The 16271-nt window shown below is 66.1% G+C and carries 15 protein-coding genes and 1 pseudogene; 9 read left to right on the top strand and 7 right to left on the bottom strand.

Going from position 1 to position 16271, the window contains the following annotated elements; all coding sequences use genetic code 11:
* Window positions 1-41 precede the first annotated feature (41 nt).
* Both E9229_RS13005 and E9229_RS13000 read left to right on the top strand, forming a co-directional pair.
* Window positions 42-494, top strand: coding sequence for a pyridoxamine 5'-phosphate oxidase family protein (locus E9229_RS13005; protein WP_183511741.1), 453 nt, complete (start codon window positions 42-44; stop codon window positions 492-494).
* Between the two features lie 604 nt (window positions 495-1098).
* The gene (locus tag E9229_RS13000; RefSeq protein ID WP_183511740.1) at window positions 1099-1329 is read left to right on the top strand and encodes a hypothetical protein; all 231 of its coding nucleotides are present in this window, start codon (window positions 1099-1101) and stop codon (window positions 1327-1329) included.
* A 446-nt stretch (window positions 1330-1775) separates the two neighbouring features.
* On the opposite strand, the gene E9229_RS12990 is transcribed toward E9229_RS13000, so the two are convergent.
* Window positions 1776-3278 carry an MFS transporter gene (locus E9229_RS12990; protein ID WP_183511739.1) on the bottom strand — a complete coding sequence of 501 codons (1503 nt, stop codon included), beginning with the start codon at window positions 3276-3278 and terminating at the stop codon, window positions 1776-1778.
* 143 nt (window positions 3279-3421) lie between these two features.
* Between E9229_RS12990 and E9229_RS12985 the strand changes: the two genes are divergently transcribed.
* A complete protein-coding gene (locus tag E9229_RS12985; protein ID WP_183511738.1) occupies window positions 3422-4528 on the top strand; it encodes an LLM class flavin-dependent oxidoreductase in 1107 nt (368 codons plus the stop codon).
* Entirely contained in the window at window positions 4521-5012 is a 492-nt protein-coding gene (locus E9229_RS12980; RefSeq protein WP_183511737.1) for a MarR family winged helix-turn-helix transcriptional regulator, read from the top strand. Before E9229_RS12985 ends, E9229_RS12980 begins: the two co-directional genes overlap by 8 nt.
* A gap of 39 nt (window positions 5013-5051) precedes the next feature.
* On the opposite strand, the gene E9229_RS12975 is transcribed toward E9229_RS12980, so the two are convergent.
* Window positions 5052-5270, bottom strand: coding sequence for a hypothetical protein (locus tag E9229_RS12975; protein ID WP_183511736.1), 219 nt, complete (start codon window positions 5268-5270; stop codon window positions 5052-5054).
* Between the two features lie 259 nt (window positions 5271-5529).
* Here E9229_RS12975 and E9229_RS12970 point away from each other — a divergent pair, with 259 nt between their 5' ends.
* Window positions 5530-6669: a D-alanyl-D-alanine carboxypeptidase family protein gene (locus E9229_RS12970; protein WP_183511735.1), complete on the top strand. Its 1140-nt coding sequence runs from the start codon at window positions 5530-5532 to the stop codon at window positions 6667-6669.
* A 66-nt stretch (window positions 6670-6735) separates the two neighbouring features.
* Window positions 6736-8382, top strand: a complete 1647-nt coding sequence (locus E9229_RS12965; RefSeq protein ID WP_183511734.1) for an ABC-F family ATP-binding cassette domain-containing protein — start codon at window positions 6736-6738, stop codon at window positions 8380-8382.
* Here the strand turns inward: E9229_RS12965 and E9229_RS12960 are convergent.
* From E9229_RS12960 to E9229_RS12950, 3 genes are read right to left on the bottom strand one after another with little or no spacing between them, the layout of a single operon-like run.
* The gene (locus E9229_RS12960; protein ID WP_312855688.1) at window positions 8360-9142 is read right to left on the bottom strand and encodes an FAD:protein FMN transferase; all 783 of its coding nucleotides are present in this window, start codon (window positions 9140-9142) and stop codon (window positions 8360-8362) included. The two genes, E9229_RS12965 and E9229_RS12960, sit on opposite strands and share 23 nt — an antisense overlap.
* A 6-nt stretch (window positions 9143-9148) precedes the next feature.
* Window positions 9149-9625: an FMN-binding protein gene (locus E9229_RS12955; RefSeq protein WP_312855687.1), complete on the bottom strand. Its 477-nt coding sequence runs from the start codon at window positions 9623-9625 to the stop codon at window positions 9149-9151.
* Complete coding sequence (locus tag E9229_RS12950; RefSeq protein ID WP_312855686.1) at window positions 9622-11061, bottom strand: ferredoxin reductase family protein; 1440 nt, start codon at window positions 11059-11061, stop codon at window positions 9622-9624. The genes E9229_RS12955 and E9229_RS12950 overlap by 4 nt, the downstream gene beginning before the upstream one ends.
* Before the next feature lie 278 nt (window positions 11062-11339).
* Between E9229_RS12950 and E9229_RS12945 the strand changes: the two genes are divergently transcribed.
* From E9229_RS12945 to E9229_RS12935, 3 genes and pseudogenes are all read left to right on the top strand, one after another.
* Window positions 11340-12284, top strand: a complete 945-nt coding sequence (locus E9229_RS12945; RefSeq protein ID WP_183511731.1) for a threonine/serine dehydratase — start codon at window positions 11340-11342, stop codon at window positions 12282-12284.
* Between the two features lie 263 nt (window positions 12285-12547).
* A pseudogene (locus tag E9229_RS12940) lies at window positions 12548-12704 on the top strand (IS110 family transposase); the annotation flags it as partial.
* Between the two features lie 496 nt (window positions 12705-13200).
* Window positions 13201-13617 carry a hypothetical protein gene (locus E9229_RS12935; protein WP_183511730.1) on the top strand — a complete coding sequence of 139 codons (417 nt, stop codon included), beginning with the start codon at window positions 13201-13203 and terminating at the stop codon, window positions 13615-13617.
* A 1524-nt stretch (window positions 13618-15141) separates the two neighbouring features.
* On the opposite strand, the gene E9229_RS12930 is transcribed toward E9229_RS12935, so the two are convergent.
* Both E9229_RS12930 and E9229_RS12925 read right to left on the bottom strand, forming a co-directional pair.
* The gene (locus tag E9229_RS12930; protein ID WP_183511729.1) at window positions 15142-15411 is read right to left on the bottom strand and encodes a GlsB/YeaQ/YmgE family stress response membrane protein; all 270 of its coding nucleotides are present in this window, start codon (window positions 15409-15411) and stop codon (window positions 15142-15144) included.
* Between the two features lie 126 nt (window positions 15412-15537).
* Entirely contained in the window at window positions 15538-16098 is a 561-nt protein-coding gene (locus E9229_RS12925) for a Dps family protein (protein ID WP_183511727.1), read from the bottom strand.
* Window positions 16099-16271: the final 173 nt, after the last annotated feature.

Raw genomic sequence — 16271 nt, 5'->3', positions numbered from 1 at the left:
TGCCTCTGGCGCAGGGGACGTCCCGGACGTAGGCTCTGGCCATGACCGATGATCAGGAGATGCCAGCCACCGAGACACTGGCTGCCGACGAGTGCTGGAAACTGCTGCGACGGATCTCCGTCGGGCATCTGGCCCTCTGCGGCGATGACGGGCCGGAACTCTTCCCGGTCAACTACGCGGTAGACCACGGAACGGTGGTCTTCCGGACCAGGGCCGGGACCAAACTCTCGATGGTGGGAAACGACGACCGGGTGGCTTTCGAGGTGGATTCTGTCGATACCGAGTCCGGCCGGGCCTGGTCGGTGATCATCAAGGGCCGGGCCGAGGTGTTCGGCGGCATCGAGGAAATGGTTGATTCCTTCTCACTGATGCTCTTCCCCTGGGAGGCCGGGCCGAAGGACGCGTTCGTGCGCATCGTGCCCACAATCATCAGCGGCCGGCGTTTCCACATCGCCGCGCCATTGACCTGGTGGAAGCATATGGACCACGGTTAGCGGCGTGGCGCATTACCGCACCTCGAGGCTTCCTGTGACCGGGAGTCCACTGGATCCGCTAGTCCCTTAACGGAAGCCGCGTGATGCACCTGCCCCCCCGACAGCGGCCCGGCACGCACCCAGGGCGCCCTGGGCCTGATCTTCGAACACGACGGCGGCAAGGCGACGCGGATGACCCGGGCACTGGCCAGGGACTAGATCAACGGAAGCCCCTGCACCGCAGAGGCCGTCCCCGCCAAGACCACGACGCCTGGCAGGCGGATCGGTCATCCATGAGGCGTCTTCACCGTCGTCGTACCGGCGTCGGCCGCGGCTGCCGGCGGGGTACTGCTCGACGTCGAGGCCCCGGCTGGCAGCCGGGTTCCGAACACCTCAGTACCTCCCTCGTCCCGCGAGACGGTCATCGGCTTGGTCCCCGCATTGGAATCACCCAATTCCCCGGATCGAACCCGCCCGACATGGCATTCAACATCATGATGCTCGGCGACGGATTCCAGGCCGTATAACAGGCCACCTGCAACACCGTCTGCACCGCCTTCCCCACGGCGCGATTGGGCACACCCCGCCGTTCGCCGACCTGTCCACGACCATCAACGCCTTCCAGGTGAACAGGAATTCCACCGCTGCCGGCGCGGGCGATCCGGTTTCCGGCGGTAGCACGAAAGCCGACGCACGCACCTACTTCGATGCGGGCTCCGGCTGCAACGACATCAGGTGGCTGCTTGTCTGCAAATCTGCCACCGGTCTGACAGCCCTGCTCGTGGCCAACTGCATGACCCGCGCCGGTTCACACGGCTCTATCGGCACGCTCTCGCTGGCATCCGGGCGCATCTGAGCTAGTCATCCACGCGTCCGCCCAGATGGCATTCGGCCTGGCCGACGAGGAACCGGTCTCTGCTGGCGGCACCGAGACCGGGCCAGACCACCATCCGGCGGGGCCCTCGGCACTTTCAACGGCGCACGCTCCTACGGCTGCGGTGCTTTCCGCCCCGAACGCGCCTGCAAGATGGGCAACCTCGGCGCCCCCTTCTGCGCCATGTGCCGCTGGTGATCCGGGACTGGATCGGCCCGCTGGCCGCGCTCACAGCCCGGGACCGGACGCTGGTCCCGGTGGTGGCCCGCTAAAGGCAGCACCTGGTGGCACCAGAACAGCCCGTGGGCCCGCTGGTTCCAGGGCGAGGTCGGCTACCCACCCCTACTTGGCCCACAGGTCCCGTCGGTGACCCGGTCGCATGGCCGGGGCACTGTCAGGGGCCCTGTCCACGACTGACGGCAAGTCGGCTATCGGGTGGGAATCGGGGACTGTTCCGGCACGTCCTCCAGTGCTCCGCGCGGGACCACCAGCAGGATCATGGCGCAGATGATGGCCGTCATTCCGCAGATGGCCCACACCGTCATGTAGCCGGCCAGTGGCGCGGCGGTCGATTCGGCGCCCGCACCCGGACCGGAGGCGACAACGTGCCCGACCAGCGCCAGCCCGAAGACCGCCGAGGCGAAGGACCCGCCGATGGTCTTCACCGCGTTGGTCAGCCCGGTGGCCATGCCGGTGCGGTGGAACGGTGCGGCAGCGGCAGCGGCTGCCGGAAGCGCCGCGACCAGCGCGCCGGAGCCGAGCCCGGCAACCATCATGTTCAGCAGTACCTGGCCCAGCGATCCGTGCAGTGGAAGGAACATCAGATAGCCGATGCCCACCAGCGTGCTGGCGATGATCAGTGTGGGCCGGGTCCCCGCCAGGCGGGCACCGGTCGGGAAGAGCAGGGCCCCGACCAGCAGCGAGAGCACGTAGACCCCGATGATGATCGAGACCGATGAGGCGCTCAGGCCCAGCCCGTAGCCGTAGACCGCCGGGTCGGTGCGCGCGAAGGTACTCATCGGGATCTGCGCGCCGAGCACGGAGACGCCGAACAGCCCGGCGGTCAGCTGCAGCGGCCACATCGAACGCTGGAACAGGACGGTGAAGTCAATCAGCGGGTCGGACTGCTTGGTTTCGTGCCGGTAGAAGAGGTAGAGCACGGCGCATCCGGCCGCCATCGAACCCCAGACCAGCGGGCTCGCCGGACCGTTGATGCGCAGGAAGCTCAGTCCACCCGAGAGCAGCAGCAGGCCCACCGCCAGATAGGCGAAGCCGCCGGTGTCGATCTTCGCTCCGTTGCGCTCCCCGCCGTCGGGCACGCCGAAGGCCACGGCGAAGATGCACAGCGTGGTGGCGATCGCGGGAATGGTCAGGGTCAGCGCAAGGTTCCCGCCGAAGCTCGTGATCAGCGCGCCGCCCAGCAGGGCACCGGCAATGACGCCGGCTTCCAGCGCGCCGACCAGCAAACCGGCGGCCCTCCGGGTGATCGGGCCGGGCGTGCCCAGCTTCCGGGCCCGGCTGAAGACCAGCGCGATTTCCAACGGCAGCCAAACGGCGTAGAAGCCCTGCAGCGCCCAGGCCAGCAGGAACGTGGTGAAGTTTCCGGAAAACACCACAGCCCACGACGCCGCCGCGGTGATGATCGTAGAGTAGAGCAGGATGCGCTTGTGCCCGAAGATATCGCCCATGGAGGCCAGCAGCGGCACGGCGAGCGCCGAGACCAGCAGTTGGGCCGCCTCGAACCAGTTCACGTCGGCGTCGTGGATGCCCAGGTGCCGGGCGATGTCGGTCATCAGCGGGGTGTAGTAACCCTGGAGCATGCCGCTGGTCAGTTCGACGATGGCCAGGAATCCGACGATGCCGGCCACCGCTCCCCAGCGCACCGGAGTTCCAGGGGTGGCGCCGGTGGCGGGAGGGGGCTTTTGGCTCATGGCGGCAGACTACCCCGGATTCGGCCGTGACGTGAGGATCCTCACGATGCGTACCGGGAATGCTTTGGCCGGCCTGTGCGCTATTACATGCAAATGCATAGAAATTCTGAGACACTTGGACTCGGAAGACCAGGAGGAACACCATGCAGTTCGGCATCTTCAGCGTCAGTGACGTGACCACCGACCCCACCACCGGCAAGACGCCCACCGAATACGAGCGCATCCAGGCCGCGGTGGCCATCGCTAAGAAGGCCGAGGAGATCGGCATGGACGTGTTCGCCATCGGCGAGCACCACAACCGCCCCTTCTTCTCCTCCTCGCCCACCACGACCCTGGCCTACATCGCGGCACAGACCGAAAAGCTCATCCTCTCCACCACCACGACGCTGATCACGACCAACGACCCGGTGAAGATCGCCGAGGACTTCGCCATGCTGCAGAACCTCTCCGGGGGACGCGTGGACCTGGTGCTGGGCCGCGGCAACACCGCCCCGGTCTACCCCTGGTTCGGCAAGCGGAACCAGGACTCGCTGGAACTGACCATCGAGAACTACAACCTGCTGCGCCGACTCTGGGATCAGGACACGGTGAACTGGGAGGGCAAGTTCCGCACCCCGTTGCAGAACTTCACCTCCACCCCGCGCCCGCTGGACGGCGTCGCGCCCTTCGTCTGGCACGGCTCGATCCGCACCCCGCAGATAGCCGAGATCGCCGCGTACTACGGCGACGGGTTCTTCGCCAATAACATCTTCTGGCCCAAGGAGCACTACCAACAGCTGATCGACCTCTACCGCGAACGCTACGAGCACTATGGCCACGGCCGTGCGGACCAGGCGATCGTCGGACTGGGCGGACAGTTCTTCATGCGCAGGAACTCCCAGGATGCGGTCAACGAGTTCCGCCCCTACTTCGACAACGCCCCGGTCTACGGCCACGGACCCTCGATGGAGGACTTCACCGCGCAGACCCCGCTGAGCGTCGGCTCCCCGCAGGAAGTGCTGGAAAAGACGCTCTCCTTCCAGGAACACTTCGGCAACTACCACCGCCAACTCTTCCTCGTGGACCACGCCGGCCTGCCACTGAAGACCGTCCTGGAACAACTGGACCTGTTCGGCGAACACGTGCTGCCCGAACTGCGCAAGGAGCTCGCCTCACGCGCCCCGGCCGACCACCCCGAGGCACCCACGCACGCCAACCGGGTCGCCGCCCGGGATGCGAAACTCGCTGCCGGAAGGACCGAGAATGCCTAAGGCCAGCGTCAGGGAGGTCTCCGAGGCCTGGGAAGCGCTCTTCCGCAGCCAGGTGTCGGTCATGCGCGAACTGCGCAAGCTGCCCGAGTTCAAGGAACTGGGCATGGGCGAATACGATGTGCTCTTCAACCTCAGCCGCTGCGAAGACGGCAGCAGCCGCCTGGGCGACCTGAACGAACACCTGCTGATCAGCCAACCCTCGCTCAGCCGCATGGCCGAGCGGTTGGAGGCCAAGGGCCTGGTCACCCGGGAGCCTGACCCCGAGGACCAACGCGCAGTCCTGGTTTCGCTGAGTGATGCCGGTCGCGCGCTGCAAAAGCACATCGGTCGTGAACACGTGCAGAACATCCACCGGTTGCTCGGCGACGCCATGACCCCTGCCCAGTTCAGGGAGCTGACGAAACTTGCTCGGAAAATTTCTGAGGCACTGCCCCGGCCACCCGGTACTCCCCCGCGGCGGGACGTCAGCGGGCAGCGGAAATAGGCGCCCGCACGCCAGCAGGCCCGCGGACGCCGGAACGCATCAGTGGCTGTCGCCGGTATGCCGGCGCTTGGTCAATCCGATGATCCCGAAGATCGTCATCACCGCCCCGATGAGCACCACGAACCAGATCGGGCTGACTGTGCCGTAGTCCTGGTGGGTCCCGCTGGCGATGGACCCGAGGAAGACCGCCATCGTCACCACTCCACCGACCAGCCACAAGACCCCGACATGGACGTGGTTCTTGGGTTTCTTGGTCATTTGCCCTGCCATGGTCCTGCCCCGTTTCTTGCTGAAGCCGTCGGCGCGCACGCGTGGGGGCGGCTTGGATCCGATATCGGGGCCACCGGTCCTCCGGCTCTGTTCCCTGCCCCTAGTGCCCACGCTACGACTGCCTCACCCCGGACACAAGGGACAGGCTGCTGGGAATCGGCTATGCGTCTTCGATGCCCCGTCCCACCCCGGATTCCGGGTCCGCCCCCTTCACCGGAGCCTCGCCGCCGCGATAGGCTCGCTGCACTTGGCTTCGACTACCGGATTGGCGGCATTCCCGATGCGCTTGACCCCCGCGCTTGCCCCGGCCCTCATCATCCTTGCCCTGGTTTCCTCGCTCGGGCTCGGCATGGCGCCCACCACGGCGGCCACCGGTGTTGGCAACGCACCGACGGCACGTGCGGCCACGGCCGCCATGTCATCGGCCACTGCGGCCGGGAAACCACTGCCGCGCGATCCCAGGTTGCCCAATGTCATGGTCAACAAGAAACACCCGCTGCAGCCGCTGAAGTTCGTCCCCCGGCTCCGGGCCGTCCCCGGCAGCGGAGCCTCGCTCCAGCCTGAAGCCGCACTGGCCTTCAACAAGATGGCCGCCGCAGCCAAAAAGGACGGTGCCCGCATCCGGCTGGTCTCCGGCTACCGTTCATATTCCACGCAGCAAGCGCTCTTCGCCAGCTATGCCCGGCGGGACGGAGCCAAGGCGGCCAGCCGCTTTTCGGCACGCCCCGGCTACTCTGAACATCAAACCGGATGGGGAATGGACGTCGGAACGGCAAGCGGATCATGCCGGGTGGCGAAGTGCTTCGCCAACACGACCGAGGGCAGGTGGATGCGGAAGCACGCGGCCACCTACGGCTTCATCCTGCGCTACCCCGCGGGCATGGAGGCTGTCACCGGCTACATCTACGAACCTTGGCACTTCCGCTACCTCGGCCCGAGGCTCGCCGCCGCCTACACTGCCAGCGGGGCCACGACCCTGGAGCAGTATGACGGGTTGGTTCCCGGGCCCCCGGCCCAGTGGGGCGTTCGCAAAACCACTGCCCCCGTGCGCATGTACGCCACCGCCGGCACCTCGGCGAAGCTCCTGGCCATCATTCCCACGGGCACCGAGCTCTACTATTCGGCCAACAGGGGCAGCTGGCTGAAGGTGCAGCATCAGGGAAGAACTGGCTGGATCCAGACCGGGAACTCCCGGAAGGCAACGCCTGCGGCCAAGACCACCACGCTTGCCCTCAACCTCTACTCCCTCCCAGCGATCACGGGCACCAGGCTCGCATCCCTTCCCCGCGGCACGGTGGTCCGCCCGACCGGCCGGCGCAGCGGCACCTGGTACCAGGTCGCATACGCCAAGAAGACCGGATGGCTGTCCGGGCGCTTCCTGAAGTAGGCCCGCCCCGGAGTCCGCGAAGGGGGCCGGTCGGAGACCTGCCCGCGGACTCACTAAACTGGTCAAATGACTGCAACACTCGTGGCCAAGGACCTGGCCGGCGGCCACGCCCACCGCACCCTTTTTTCCAAGCTCAGCTTCACCGCCGCACCCGGCGACGTGATCGGTGTCGTCGGCGCCAACGGCGCCGGCAAATCCACGCTGCTGCGGCTGCTCGCCGGTGTCGATACCCCCATGGGAGGCTCCGTCTCCACGGCCCCGCAGGGCGCGTTCATCGGCTGGCTGCCGCAGGAACACGAACGCCTCGCCGGGGAAACCATCACCGGCTACCTGGCCCGACGTACCGGATGTGCCGAGGCCACAGCCGCCATGGAGTCAACCGCCGAGGCACTGGGCTCCGGGGCCCCGGGCTCCGATGATGCCTACGCCGCTGCCTTCGACCACTGGATGGCCTCCGGCGCGGCGGACATCGAGGACCGGGCCCCGGGCGTGCTCGCCGAACTGGGCCTGACCCTGCCCCCCGCCACCGCGATGACGGCGCTCTCCGGCGGCCAGGCGGCCCGCGTGGCCCTGGCCGCGCTGCTGCTGAGCCGCTTCGACCTGGTCCTGCTCGACGAGCCGACCAACGACCTGGACCTGGCCGGCCTGGAGCGCCTGGAGTCCTTCGTCTCCTCGCTGCGCACTGCCGTCATCCTGGTGTCGCACGACCGCGAGTTCCTGGCCCGCTGCGTGACCCGCATCGTCGAACTGGACTTGGCCCAGAACTCGGTGGCGGTCTACGACGGCGGCTATGACTCCTATTTGGAGGAGCGCGCTATCTCCCGCCGGCATGCCCGCGAGGCCTACGACGAATTTGCCGACAAGAAGGCCGACTTGGTCTCCCGCGCCCGCACCCAGCGCGAATGGTCGTCCCAGGGCGTGCGCAACGCCATGAAGAAGAATCCCGACAACGACAAGATGCGCCGCAAGGCGTCCACAGAGTCCTCGGAGAAGCAGGCACAAAAGGTCCGCCAGATGGAATCGCGGATCGCCCGGCTCGACGAGGTCCTCGAACCACGCAAGGAATGGGTGCTGCAGTTCGAAATCGCCTCCGCCCCGCGTTCCTCCTCGGTGGTCAGCACGCTCAACGACGTGTCAGTCACCCGCGGTGATTTCACCTTCGGCCCGGTTTCGGTGCAGGTGAATGCCGGGGACCGGATCGGCATCACCGGACCCAACGGAGCCGGTAAATCCACGCTGCTGCGCCTGCTGCTGGGCGATCTGGCACCGGACACCGGCACCGCGTCGCTGGGCTCCTCGGTCGCCATCGGCGAGATCGACCAGACCCGCAGCCAGCTGGCCGAGGACCAGGACCTGGGCACCGCCTTCGAGGACGCCGTGCCCGAACTCTCCGCCGCCGAGGCCCGCACGCTGCTGGCCAAGTTCGGGCTCAAGGCCGACCAGACCACGTCCCTGGTCGCCGACCTGTCCCCGGGCGAGCGCACCCGCTCCGGGCTGGCGCTATTGCAGGCCCGCGGGGTGAACCTGCTGGTGCTCGACGAGCCGACGAACCATCTGGACCTGCCTGCCATCGAGCAGCTTGAGGAAGCGCTGGAAGCCTACGAGGGCGCCCTGCTGCTGGTCACCCACGACCGCCGGCTGCTGGACAACGTCCGGCTCGATGAGCGCTGGCAGGTCCAGGACGGGCAACTCACCACAGGGGTGCTGGCCTAGGGACCTGGCCCGGCTCCCGGGTGATCATCGCGCGCATCCCGGCGCTGGCCAACAGCTCTCCGTCCCGGGTGGCCGCGAGCACGTCGATGTCCCACCGCCCGGTGGCCGTATCCAGGCTTTGCCGGCCCCCGGCGAGGATTGCCGTGGCCAGCACGTCCGCCTGCACGATGCCTGCCGACATCACGGTGACTTGGACCAGGTCCGAGGGGCCGGTTCCGGGAGTGGTGCGCCTGATGTGTTCGCCGCGTTCGGCGATGCCCGAGGTGGCGATGGCATGCCGGTGGCGCCCCAGCGCGACGGCGCAGAGCAGGGCATCGCGTGCCTGTGGGTCGACGATTCCGGCGCACCAGCCCCGGGGCCCGTCGGTTCCCGCACACAGCACGTCCCCACCCACGTTCAGCAGCCAGCTGGCGCACCCGGCGGCCCTGAGCGTACGCCCGGCCTCCGCCATCGCCAGCGCCTTGACGATGCCTGAGAGGTCGATGACCCCGTCGGCGCGGTGCGGGGTGAAGGCCCCCTCGGTGGCACCCCTCCACTCCAGGGCGTCCGCATAGGCATCGAGCATGACTGGACTGGCGTCCGCCACCGCCGTTTCGCCACGCGCCATCGCGCTCGCCTCCGATTCCGGGCGGTACAGGCTGAACCGGGAATCGGCCTGGCGGAAGACCTCCCGCACTGCGCCCAGCGGCCAACGCGCTTGATCCTCGCCGGGCAGGCGCAGGCTCGCCATCGTGCCCATGGTGGTGAACGCATGGATCACGGGCACCTACAACCCGGCCTGGTCCAGCGCCGACTGCAGCGAGGACAGGTAGGCATCGCTGGTGTAGGTCGCCCCGCTGACCGTTTGCACCGATGCCTTTTGCGCACGCAGAATTTCCTGGCGCAGGATGGGAGCCGCCTGATTGGAGATCGACACCGACCGGGTATCCCTGTCAGTCAGCTGCAACGCTGCGACGTCGGTGACCTTGCCGGCGACGACAGTGATCCGCACCTGTACGTTGCCGTATTGGGTGGATTCGGTCAGGCCGGCGTAGCTGCCGGAGGCCGGCGCCTTCGCCTTGGCAGGCGTCGGCGACGTGGTCGACGGGCCGGCGCCCGGCCGGGTGGATGCCACAGCGACCCGTTCCGCAGGGGCCGTGGCGGCCGCGTGTTCGGCAGCCAGCTGTCCCAGGCCCATCTCCCAGCTCACCAGGAGGATGGATGCGGAAGCGAGCACGCTGGCAACTGCTCCTCGTGTTCTCACCAGTCGAACCTTTCTAGGTGGATCTGCTCTTCCCGGAGCCCGGCCTCGCGTGCATCACGCACGACCAGCATGGCCCAGCGAGTCGGGCCGCATACGTACAGGTCTGATTGGAACAGGTCGGGGAATACCGAGAGGAGGGTGACACCGCGGGAAGCGGCCTCCGCGGAGAGCCAGGTCTCGCTCCCCGGGGGCCGGCGGCCGAACATCGCATAGAGCATCCCGCCGCGGCGCACCGTCAGCTCCTCCATCTCGTCCCAGAGATACAGGTGGCCGTGTTCGGTACCGCGCAACACCGCCGTGACCTCTCCGGCTTCCAAAGTGGAGTGTTCCAGCAGCGCACGGACCGGTGTGACGCCGATGCCGGCGGCGACGATCGCCAACTTCGGGGAGGTGCGCGTCATCGGCGTGAAAATGCCGTAGGGGCCCTCGATCGATACCGGGGTGCCGGGCGCGAGCAGGCCGAGCCTGCCGGTCCCGGCGCCGAGTTCCCTGACGGTGATGCGTGCCGAAGTCCGGTTCGGCACGGCGGAGAAGGAGACGGGATGGGCATGCCACCAGGTTCCCGCCGTCCAGAAGCGCCAGATGGCGTACTGACCGCCCAGGGCGCCCAGGCGGTCCAGGTCGCGCCCGCTGAGGTGGATGGAGAAGACCCCGGGAGCCACGGCCTCGACGGCCTCCACGCGAATCCGGTGGCGTAGCGTGCGGATCACCGGTACCGTCAGGCGATACCAGGCGATCGCGCCGAACACCAGCACGTACAGCGCGATCCAGTAGACCCGCTGCCAGGTTCCGGTAGCCAGCACCATGCCGCTGGAAAGCTGATGCGGCAGCGCGAAGAACACGGCGGCGTAGCTCAACAGGTGGATGCCCTGCCAGACCTCATAGGGGAACCGTCGGCGCACCGCGACGATCGACGTCGCGACCACCAGAATCAGCAGGATGGTTCCGATGAGGGCCAGCACCAGGTCCGACCCGGAAAGCAGCATCCCGGATTCATCGACGAAACCCACGCCGTCGCTGCGCGCATAGCCGAGCGTCACCAGCACGACGTGCCCGAGCACCAGATACAGCACCGGCTTGCCCAGCCGCCGATGCAGCACCATCGCGCTGTCCTGGCCGACGGCACGATCGATCAGCGGGACGCGTGCCGCCAGCAGTACCATCACCAGAATCAGGTCCGTTGCGACCAGACCCGCGACGATCCCCGCCACGGTGAGTCCGGAGGCGACGTCGGTGACCTGAGCGCCGCCGCTGGCCAGAAACAGCGCCACAGCCACCGCCACCGAACTCCAGCAGGCCGTTGCGAGCAGGTCGGCCGAACGCATTCGGCCCCGCTGTCGGCGCCGGCGCTGCTCGGCCACCGGCAGGCGGTTAAGGCCGTGGGCACCGCGGGAGCTGCGGGTGGGACGATGGGCCCGGGCATGGAAGGTGCTCACGTCAGGCTCCTTCCGCTCGCAGGGGGCGTGCAGCAGACGCTGCGTCGACCGCTTTCCTGCCTTGAGCATGCGCGCTGAAGCTATGCATCGGCTTGGAGAAACCGCCGACTTGCATCCGAATACCCGTTCCCGCTTTCTTCCCGCATCCCCCGACCGCCCCTCGGAGCATGGCGACGGTCACACCTTCCGAGCTCCGCGCCTCGCCACACGGCGCAACGCGTTAGATATGAATGAAATCCCGGCCGCCCGCCCACCGCACCCCACAGAAACGAGTAAAAATGCTAGTCCCCGACGATATCCAAGTGGCCTGCGACCGCATCGCCGGGCACCTGCGCACCACCCCGACGATGAAACTCGACGAACCGGAGCTTCCCGGCGTTGCCTTCCTGATACTCGAGCAGACCCAGCACACCGGCACGTTCAAGGCTCCCGGAGCCTTCAACCGGCAGCTGGCCGCAGACGAGGCCGAAATGTTGGATCCGGCCGTCGGAATCGTCGCCGCCTCCGGCGGCAACTCCGGCATGGCCCACGCCTACGCGGCGCGCGAGCTCGGCGTCCCGGCCCACGTGTTCGTTCCCGCGACCGCACCGGAGGTCAAAGTCGCCCGGTTGCGCTCCTACGGGGCCATCGTGCACCTGTCCGGAACCGAATACCTCCACCCCTACGACGCGGCAATGGACCACGCCCGGGCCTCCGGCGCCCTGGTCTGCCACGCCTACGACCAAGACGAGATCGTTGCCGGGGCTGGCACCATTGGGCTCGAAATACTCGAACAATCCACCGGGTTGGATACCATCCTGGTCGCCGTGGGTGGCGGTGGGCTAATGGGCGGCATCGCGGCCGCGGTGGGCCACCGGATCCGGGTGATCGGCGTCGAGCCCGGAATCTGCCCGACGCTGCGCCAGGCTCTCGAGGCCGGAGCGCCGGTGGACATCAGCGTCTCGGGCGTTGCTGCCGATTCACTCGGAGCCGCCAAGATTGGCGCGATCGGCTTCACCCAAGCGGTTGCCCATGGCGTTGAATCGCCTCTGGTAACGGATGAGTCAATCTCCGAGGGGCGTGCATGGATGTGGGAAAACCAGCGGATGGCGCTCGAACACGGAGCTGCTGCGGTGATCGCCGCCATTCGCTCGGGGGCCTACCTCGCAGCACCCGGGGAACGGGTAGGGCTGCTGCTCTGCGGAGCGAACACGGACCCGGCGAGCCTGGTCGCCAGGGCCTAGCGCGGCACAGCAGTGCCCCCTTCCAGCGTTCTGGCCACCTCCGGGTTCCTGCATCCCTGACCGCGTCGATGTTTTCCCAATGTGCCAGCTGATGCCCCACGCAGATACTCAGGCCCCGCATCCGCAGTGGGCCGGCCGGTTCGTCGGGGTCAGGATAAAAGACTGCACTGCGATATCTGTCGAGGGGATCAATATCAATGGTCCATGGCTTTAACACCCGCTACCCGGACACCGCTTGCGCGTTCACGTTGCATCAATGCAACGACCCGACTTCGCGGATCTACGACGAGAGGAAACGCTCGGAGGGCAAGAAACACAACCAGATACTGATCGCTCTGGCCCCGCCGACGCTGCAACGTGCGCTTCGCGATGCTACGTGACGGAGTCCCCTATCAAGGTCTGGAGACCGCCGCAGCCTAAACCCCACCACCCTGCGCAGGTGCATTTTGGCTCGAAACACCCGCACCGGAGCACTGCCTCATGCCCGGATCCGGAGCCAACGATTCTTTCGCAAGCCCCGAAAAGACCTTGCGAAAAAGATAGGCCCCCCCGGGCTAGCCATCGGCCTGACTGGCAGAGCCGTGCAGATACCCACTTGCAGCGAAGGCCCTCGCCGGATAGGTTGGCCGAAGAGGAAATCCGATAGTCGAGTCGGACTACCGGATCCCGGTACCCCATGAATCCGCATGGGAAAGTAGTCCTTGAATTCCGCATCCGGACAGACCGGGATGACGGGCCCTCAATATCGAATCAGCCGAATCATTGGCCGGAAAACCTGGAGATTCGACATGGCCAGATGGGCAGCAACCGGCAGATAGCCGGGTGTGACCGCACCTCACGCCAAGGGGCCCGAACCAAACAGCCAGGATCACCGACAGCACTACGGGAGGCAAGAATGTCACGGTCCGAAAAAAGCATGGAAGACATCCAGAAACAACTTCAGCGCTGGGCGAAGAAGGCTGGACAGGAGTATCCGCGCCAGCTTGAGGCCAGCCTCCAGCAGGCCGTCAACCATTTGGACCCATCGGCAATTTCGAGGGCATCCGAACAAGTAGTGGCCACTCTGACCGGCAACCATAAACTGGCACGGAAGGCTCGTGAAAGCGTGGAGGATGCGCTGGAATCGGCCCAACGGAAACTTACCGGAAAAAAGCCCGCCCGGAGCCGAACCATGTTTTGGTTTGGGGCCGCTGTCCTTGCTGCCGGCATCATTTCCTTCTGGGCTTGGAAGGCTACTCGAAGGACCGGGGTTGTCGCCCGGGCACCGCTGGCCTCCGTCAGCGAGCAGGATCAGTCTGGCACGCATACCGATCCAGACTTGAGTAGCAGCTAGTCAGCACCGGCTACGCTCTACCCTGAGGTAAACCAGTCGAAGGAGCTACGGCACCGCAACGGAACCATGCTTTCCTATCCTGCTGGTTCCCCTGTTGGCCGCCATCGGAGGCACCCTTCGGTTGTCAATCCACGCCGTCAGGGGGCTGGCGGCATGCATCGGTCTGTCCATTGAGTCATGGAACCTAGAGGTGATCGCAGGCGCCCGGAATCCCCACGCTATTGTGCGGATTCGGCTGGGCCAGACACTCGGGCATATCCCTTATTCGCACTGGACTGCGTGTAGTCCGCTGACGGTCCACAGCGGCTGAGGAACACCGTATCCTTGGCACCCGACAACCTGGTGACAACGATGCCCGATGGCCCCATGACCACCTTGAAAAGAGGCCATGTGAATACGCTCGGCTTCGGATCCAAACCCACACGCGGGGAGCACACTTCCCGAGGGCTGTACTTCCCACAGTGCGTCGTGGGATCCGGTCTACCTGGCCGGGCATCTCGGCAATGGCGGCTCGGAGTCGCTGGAGGGTTCAGATCATTTTCCTCGGAGAACTGGGATGGTGCGCCCGCTCCGCAGGCATGGTCCGTGTCTGGTCCGGGCTTCGATGCAGTGCAACCAGAACACTGGTGGTCTGCACCCACGCCGACGCGCGCGTCAGCCCGGAACGGGGTTGGCGGTCTGGAGAGGAGAGTGGATGCTCTCATGGGAACCGTAGGTCCCGGCCCCGAGGGGATCGCGCCGTCCAGCGAGCGGGCCCAGCTCAGTGGCCTACGCCTCGTCCGCGTACACTGTGCGAACCTTGCCCTGATTGCTACAACCTACCGGGGCGTAGACGGTTTCGCCACGCTGAAATCTGACGAGAATGTTCAGCCTGCTTCGTTGATCGAGTGATGCGGGCCACGAATTGCACGTACCGCGTCCTTACGCGTCGCGACATCCTCGCCATTGAACGCTCTTACGCCCCGTGGCTTGGCCGCGTTCCTGCGCGATGTGAATCCCGGGCCGGACTTTCCAGACCACGATCGGTACCGGCTCTGCGGCCCGGCATTGCGTGGGCGAACGTTTAATCCCCCACGCCGGACCCGACACAGAATGAGGTCCACCCATCGCGAAACGATTTCCAAGATCCCGACCCTTTCGGCGTTTGCATCGGAAAGCGCTGGTGGGAGCTCTACGCACAGAATCTCCTGTCCAGTTGGCTCAGTGGGGGCGGGCAGGGAACGGCCATGGCCGTTACGGGAGGTCGCGTTCAGGCCCTTGATCCAGCGCTCCTGGGCTCCGTGAATCCGTGGATGCCAGGGCAACGCGGAACCGGCCCCCGGCAGCGTGTGGGAGAAGGCCGCCCTCGTGTTTTGTGGTGCATGGGCCACGATTGGCAGACCGTCAGGTGCCAGGCCGCTCCGGCCGTACCCACCAAGATGCTTGCGCCACCGCTGTGGCGCCTGAATTTCCCGCTCGCCGTGATCTAACGGGGCCGGTCGATGCGTATGCACCGACCGGCCCCGAGGGTTCATATGACCGGCGTCAGGCCGTGGACTTGTTCCGTCCGGTGATGGCGCCATAGATCCCCGCGACCACCAATCCACCGACGATGGCCAGCAGCCACGAGCCCACGCTCCAAAAACTCATTCTGCCGTCATTGAAGAGCGCGTCACCGATCCACCCGCCCACGATGGCTCCGACCACACCCAGGATCAAGCTGGTGACCCAGCCGCCGCCGACCCTGCCAGGAAGAACCGCCTTGACGATGGCGCCGACGATCAAACCCAAAATAATCCAACCGATGAAACCCATGATTCCTCCTCGTAGTAGATGCTGTTTCTTCGTTCTCCGCCGCGGAACAGAGACAGGATTTCCTGGCCCCAGCCATGAACCTCAGCCACTCAGTGCGCCCAACTCCTTGCCCGGTGCGGAAAACAGCTAGGTGGCCTTCTTGGCGGCCGCGGTCTCGGTACGGGCGCCGGCATCGCTGAGGTTACCGGCGTCGTCTTCGAGGTGGGCCCGCATGAACCACTGGAACAGTTCCAGCTTGGCGCTCTGTCCGATGAGCATGTCCTCGGTGATCGGATCTAGCTCTCCGGTGGCGGCCATGGCCTTGCGGTGGCTGGCGATGACGCCGTCGTACACCAGGTCAAGTGCGGCCAGGTGCTCGCTTGTCCTGGCCCGGCCGATCGAATAGTCATCCCAATCCCGCTCCTTGACCAAGGCGCCTGGAAGGCCGTTGGGTGAGGTTCCCAGCGTGGCGATACGCTCGGCCATTTCATCGATCATCGCCCGAACGAGATCGATCTGCGGATCGAGCATTTCATGGACGCCGATGAAATCGCGTCCGACAACGTTCCAGTGCGCGTGCTTCAGGGTCAACTGGAGATCGTTGAGCGCATGCAGCCTACCCTGCAGGATTTCGGCGACCTTCTGCCCATCGTCCATGCTCATTCCGGGGACGGTATATCCGGCCCGGGGAGTTTTCTTCGTAGCCATACTCAGCTCCTTGGAGTTCCTCTTCGCCGCCGCTTTCTGTCGGCTTGTTACTTCACCGTAACCCCATGCAAAGCGAATCGTCCAGCCATAAATTCACCCCGCGCCCACGGGGGCTTCAGTGTGAAACCATGACCTGCCGGTGAATTTTCAGGTCTTCAACGGCCTTCCCGTCC

The sequence above is a fragment of the Paeniglutamicibacter cryotolerans genome, assembly GCF_014190875.1.
GTDB classification, from domain to species: domain Bacteria; phylum Actinomycetota; class Actinomycetes; order Actinomycetales; family Micrococcaceae; genus Paeniglutamicibacter; species Paeniglutamicibacter cryotolerans.
Note: the sequence above shows the minus strand (reverse complement) of the source record. Positions and strands in the feature narration are given on the sequence as shown.

What these genes read in the sequence shown, in the direction of transcription:
- E9229_RS13005 (WP_183511741.1), top strand. Translation starts at nt 42, where the DNA reads ATGACCGATGATCAGGAGATGCCAGCCACCGAGACACTGGCTGCCGAC.
- E9229_RS12990 (WP_183511739.1), bottom strand. Translation starts at nt 3,278, where the DNA reads ATGAGCCAAAAGCCCCCTCCCGCCACCGGCGCCACCCCTGGAACTCCG.
- E9229_RS12985 (WP_183511738.1), top strand. Translation starts at nt 3,422, where the DNA reads ATGCAGTTCGGCATCTTCAGCGTCAGTGACGTGACCACCGACCCCACC.
- E9229_RS12980 (WP_183511737.1), top strand. Translation starts at nt 4,521, where the DNA reads ATGCCTAAGGCCAGCGTCAGGGAGGTCTCCGAGGCCTGGGAAGCGCTC.
- E9229_RS12975 (WP_183511736.1), bottom strand. Translation starts at nt 5,270, where the DNA reads ATGACCAAGAAACCCAAGAACCACGTCCATGTCGGGGTCTTGTGGCTG.
- E9229_RS12965 (WP_183511734.1), top strand. Translation starts at nt 6,736, where the DNA reads ATGACTGCAACACTCGTGGCCAAGGACCTGGCCGGCGGCCACGCCCAC.
- E9229_RS12945 (WP_183511731.1), top strand. Translation starts at nt 11,340, where the DNA reads ATGCTAGTCCCCGACGATATCCAAGTGGCCTGCGACCGCATCGCCGGG.
- E9229_RS12935 (WP_183511730.1), top strand. Translation starts at nt 13,201, where the DNA reads ATGGAAGACATCCAGAAACAACTTCAGCGCTGGGCGAAGAAGGCTGGA.
- E9229_RS12930 (WP_183511729.1), bottom strand. Translation starts at nt 15,411, where the DNA reads ATGGGTTTCATCGGTTGGATTATTTTGGGTTTGATCGTCGGCGCCATC.
- E9229_RS12925 (WP_183511727.1), bottom strand. Translation starts at nt 16,098, where the DNA reads ATGGCTACGAAGAAAACTCCCCGGGCCGGATATACCGTCCCCGGAATG.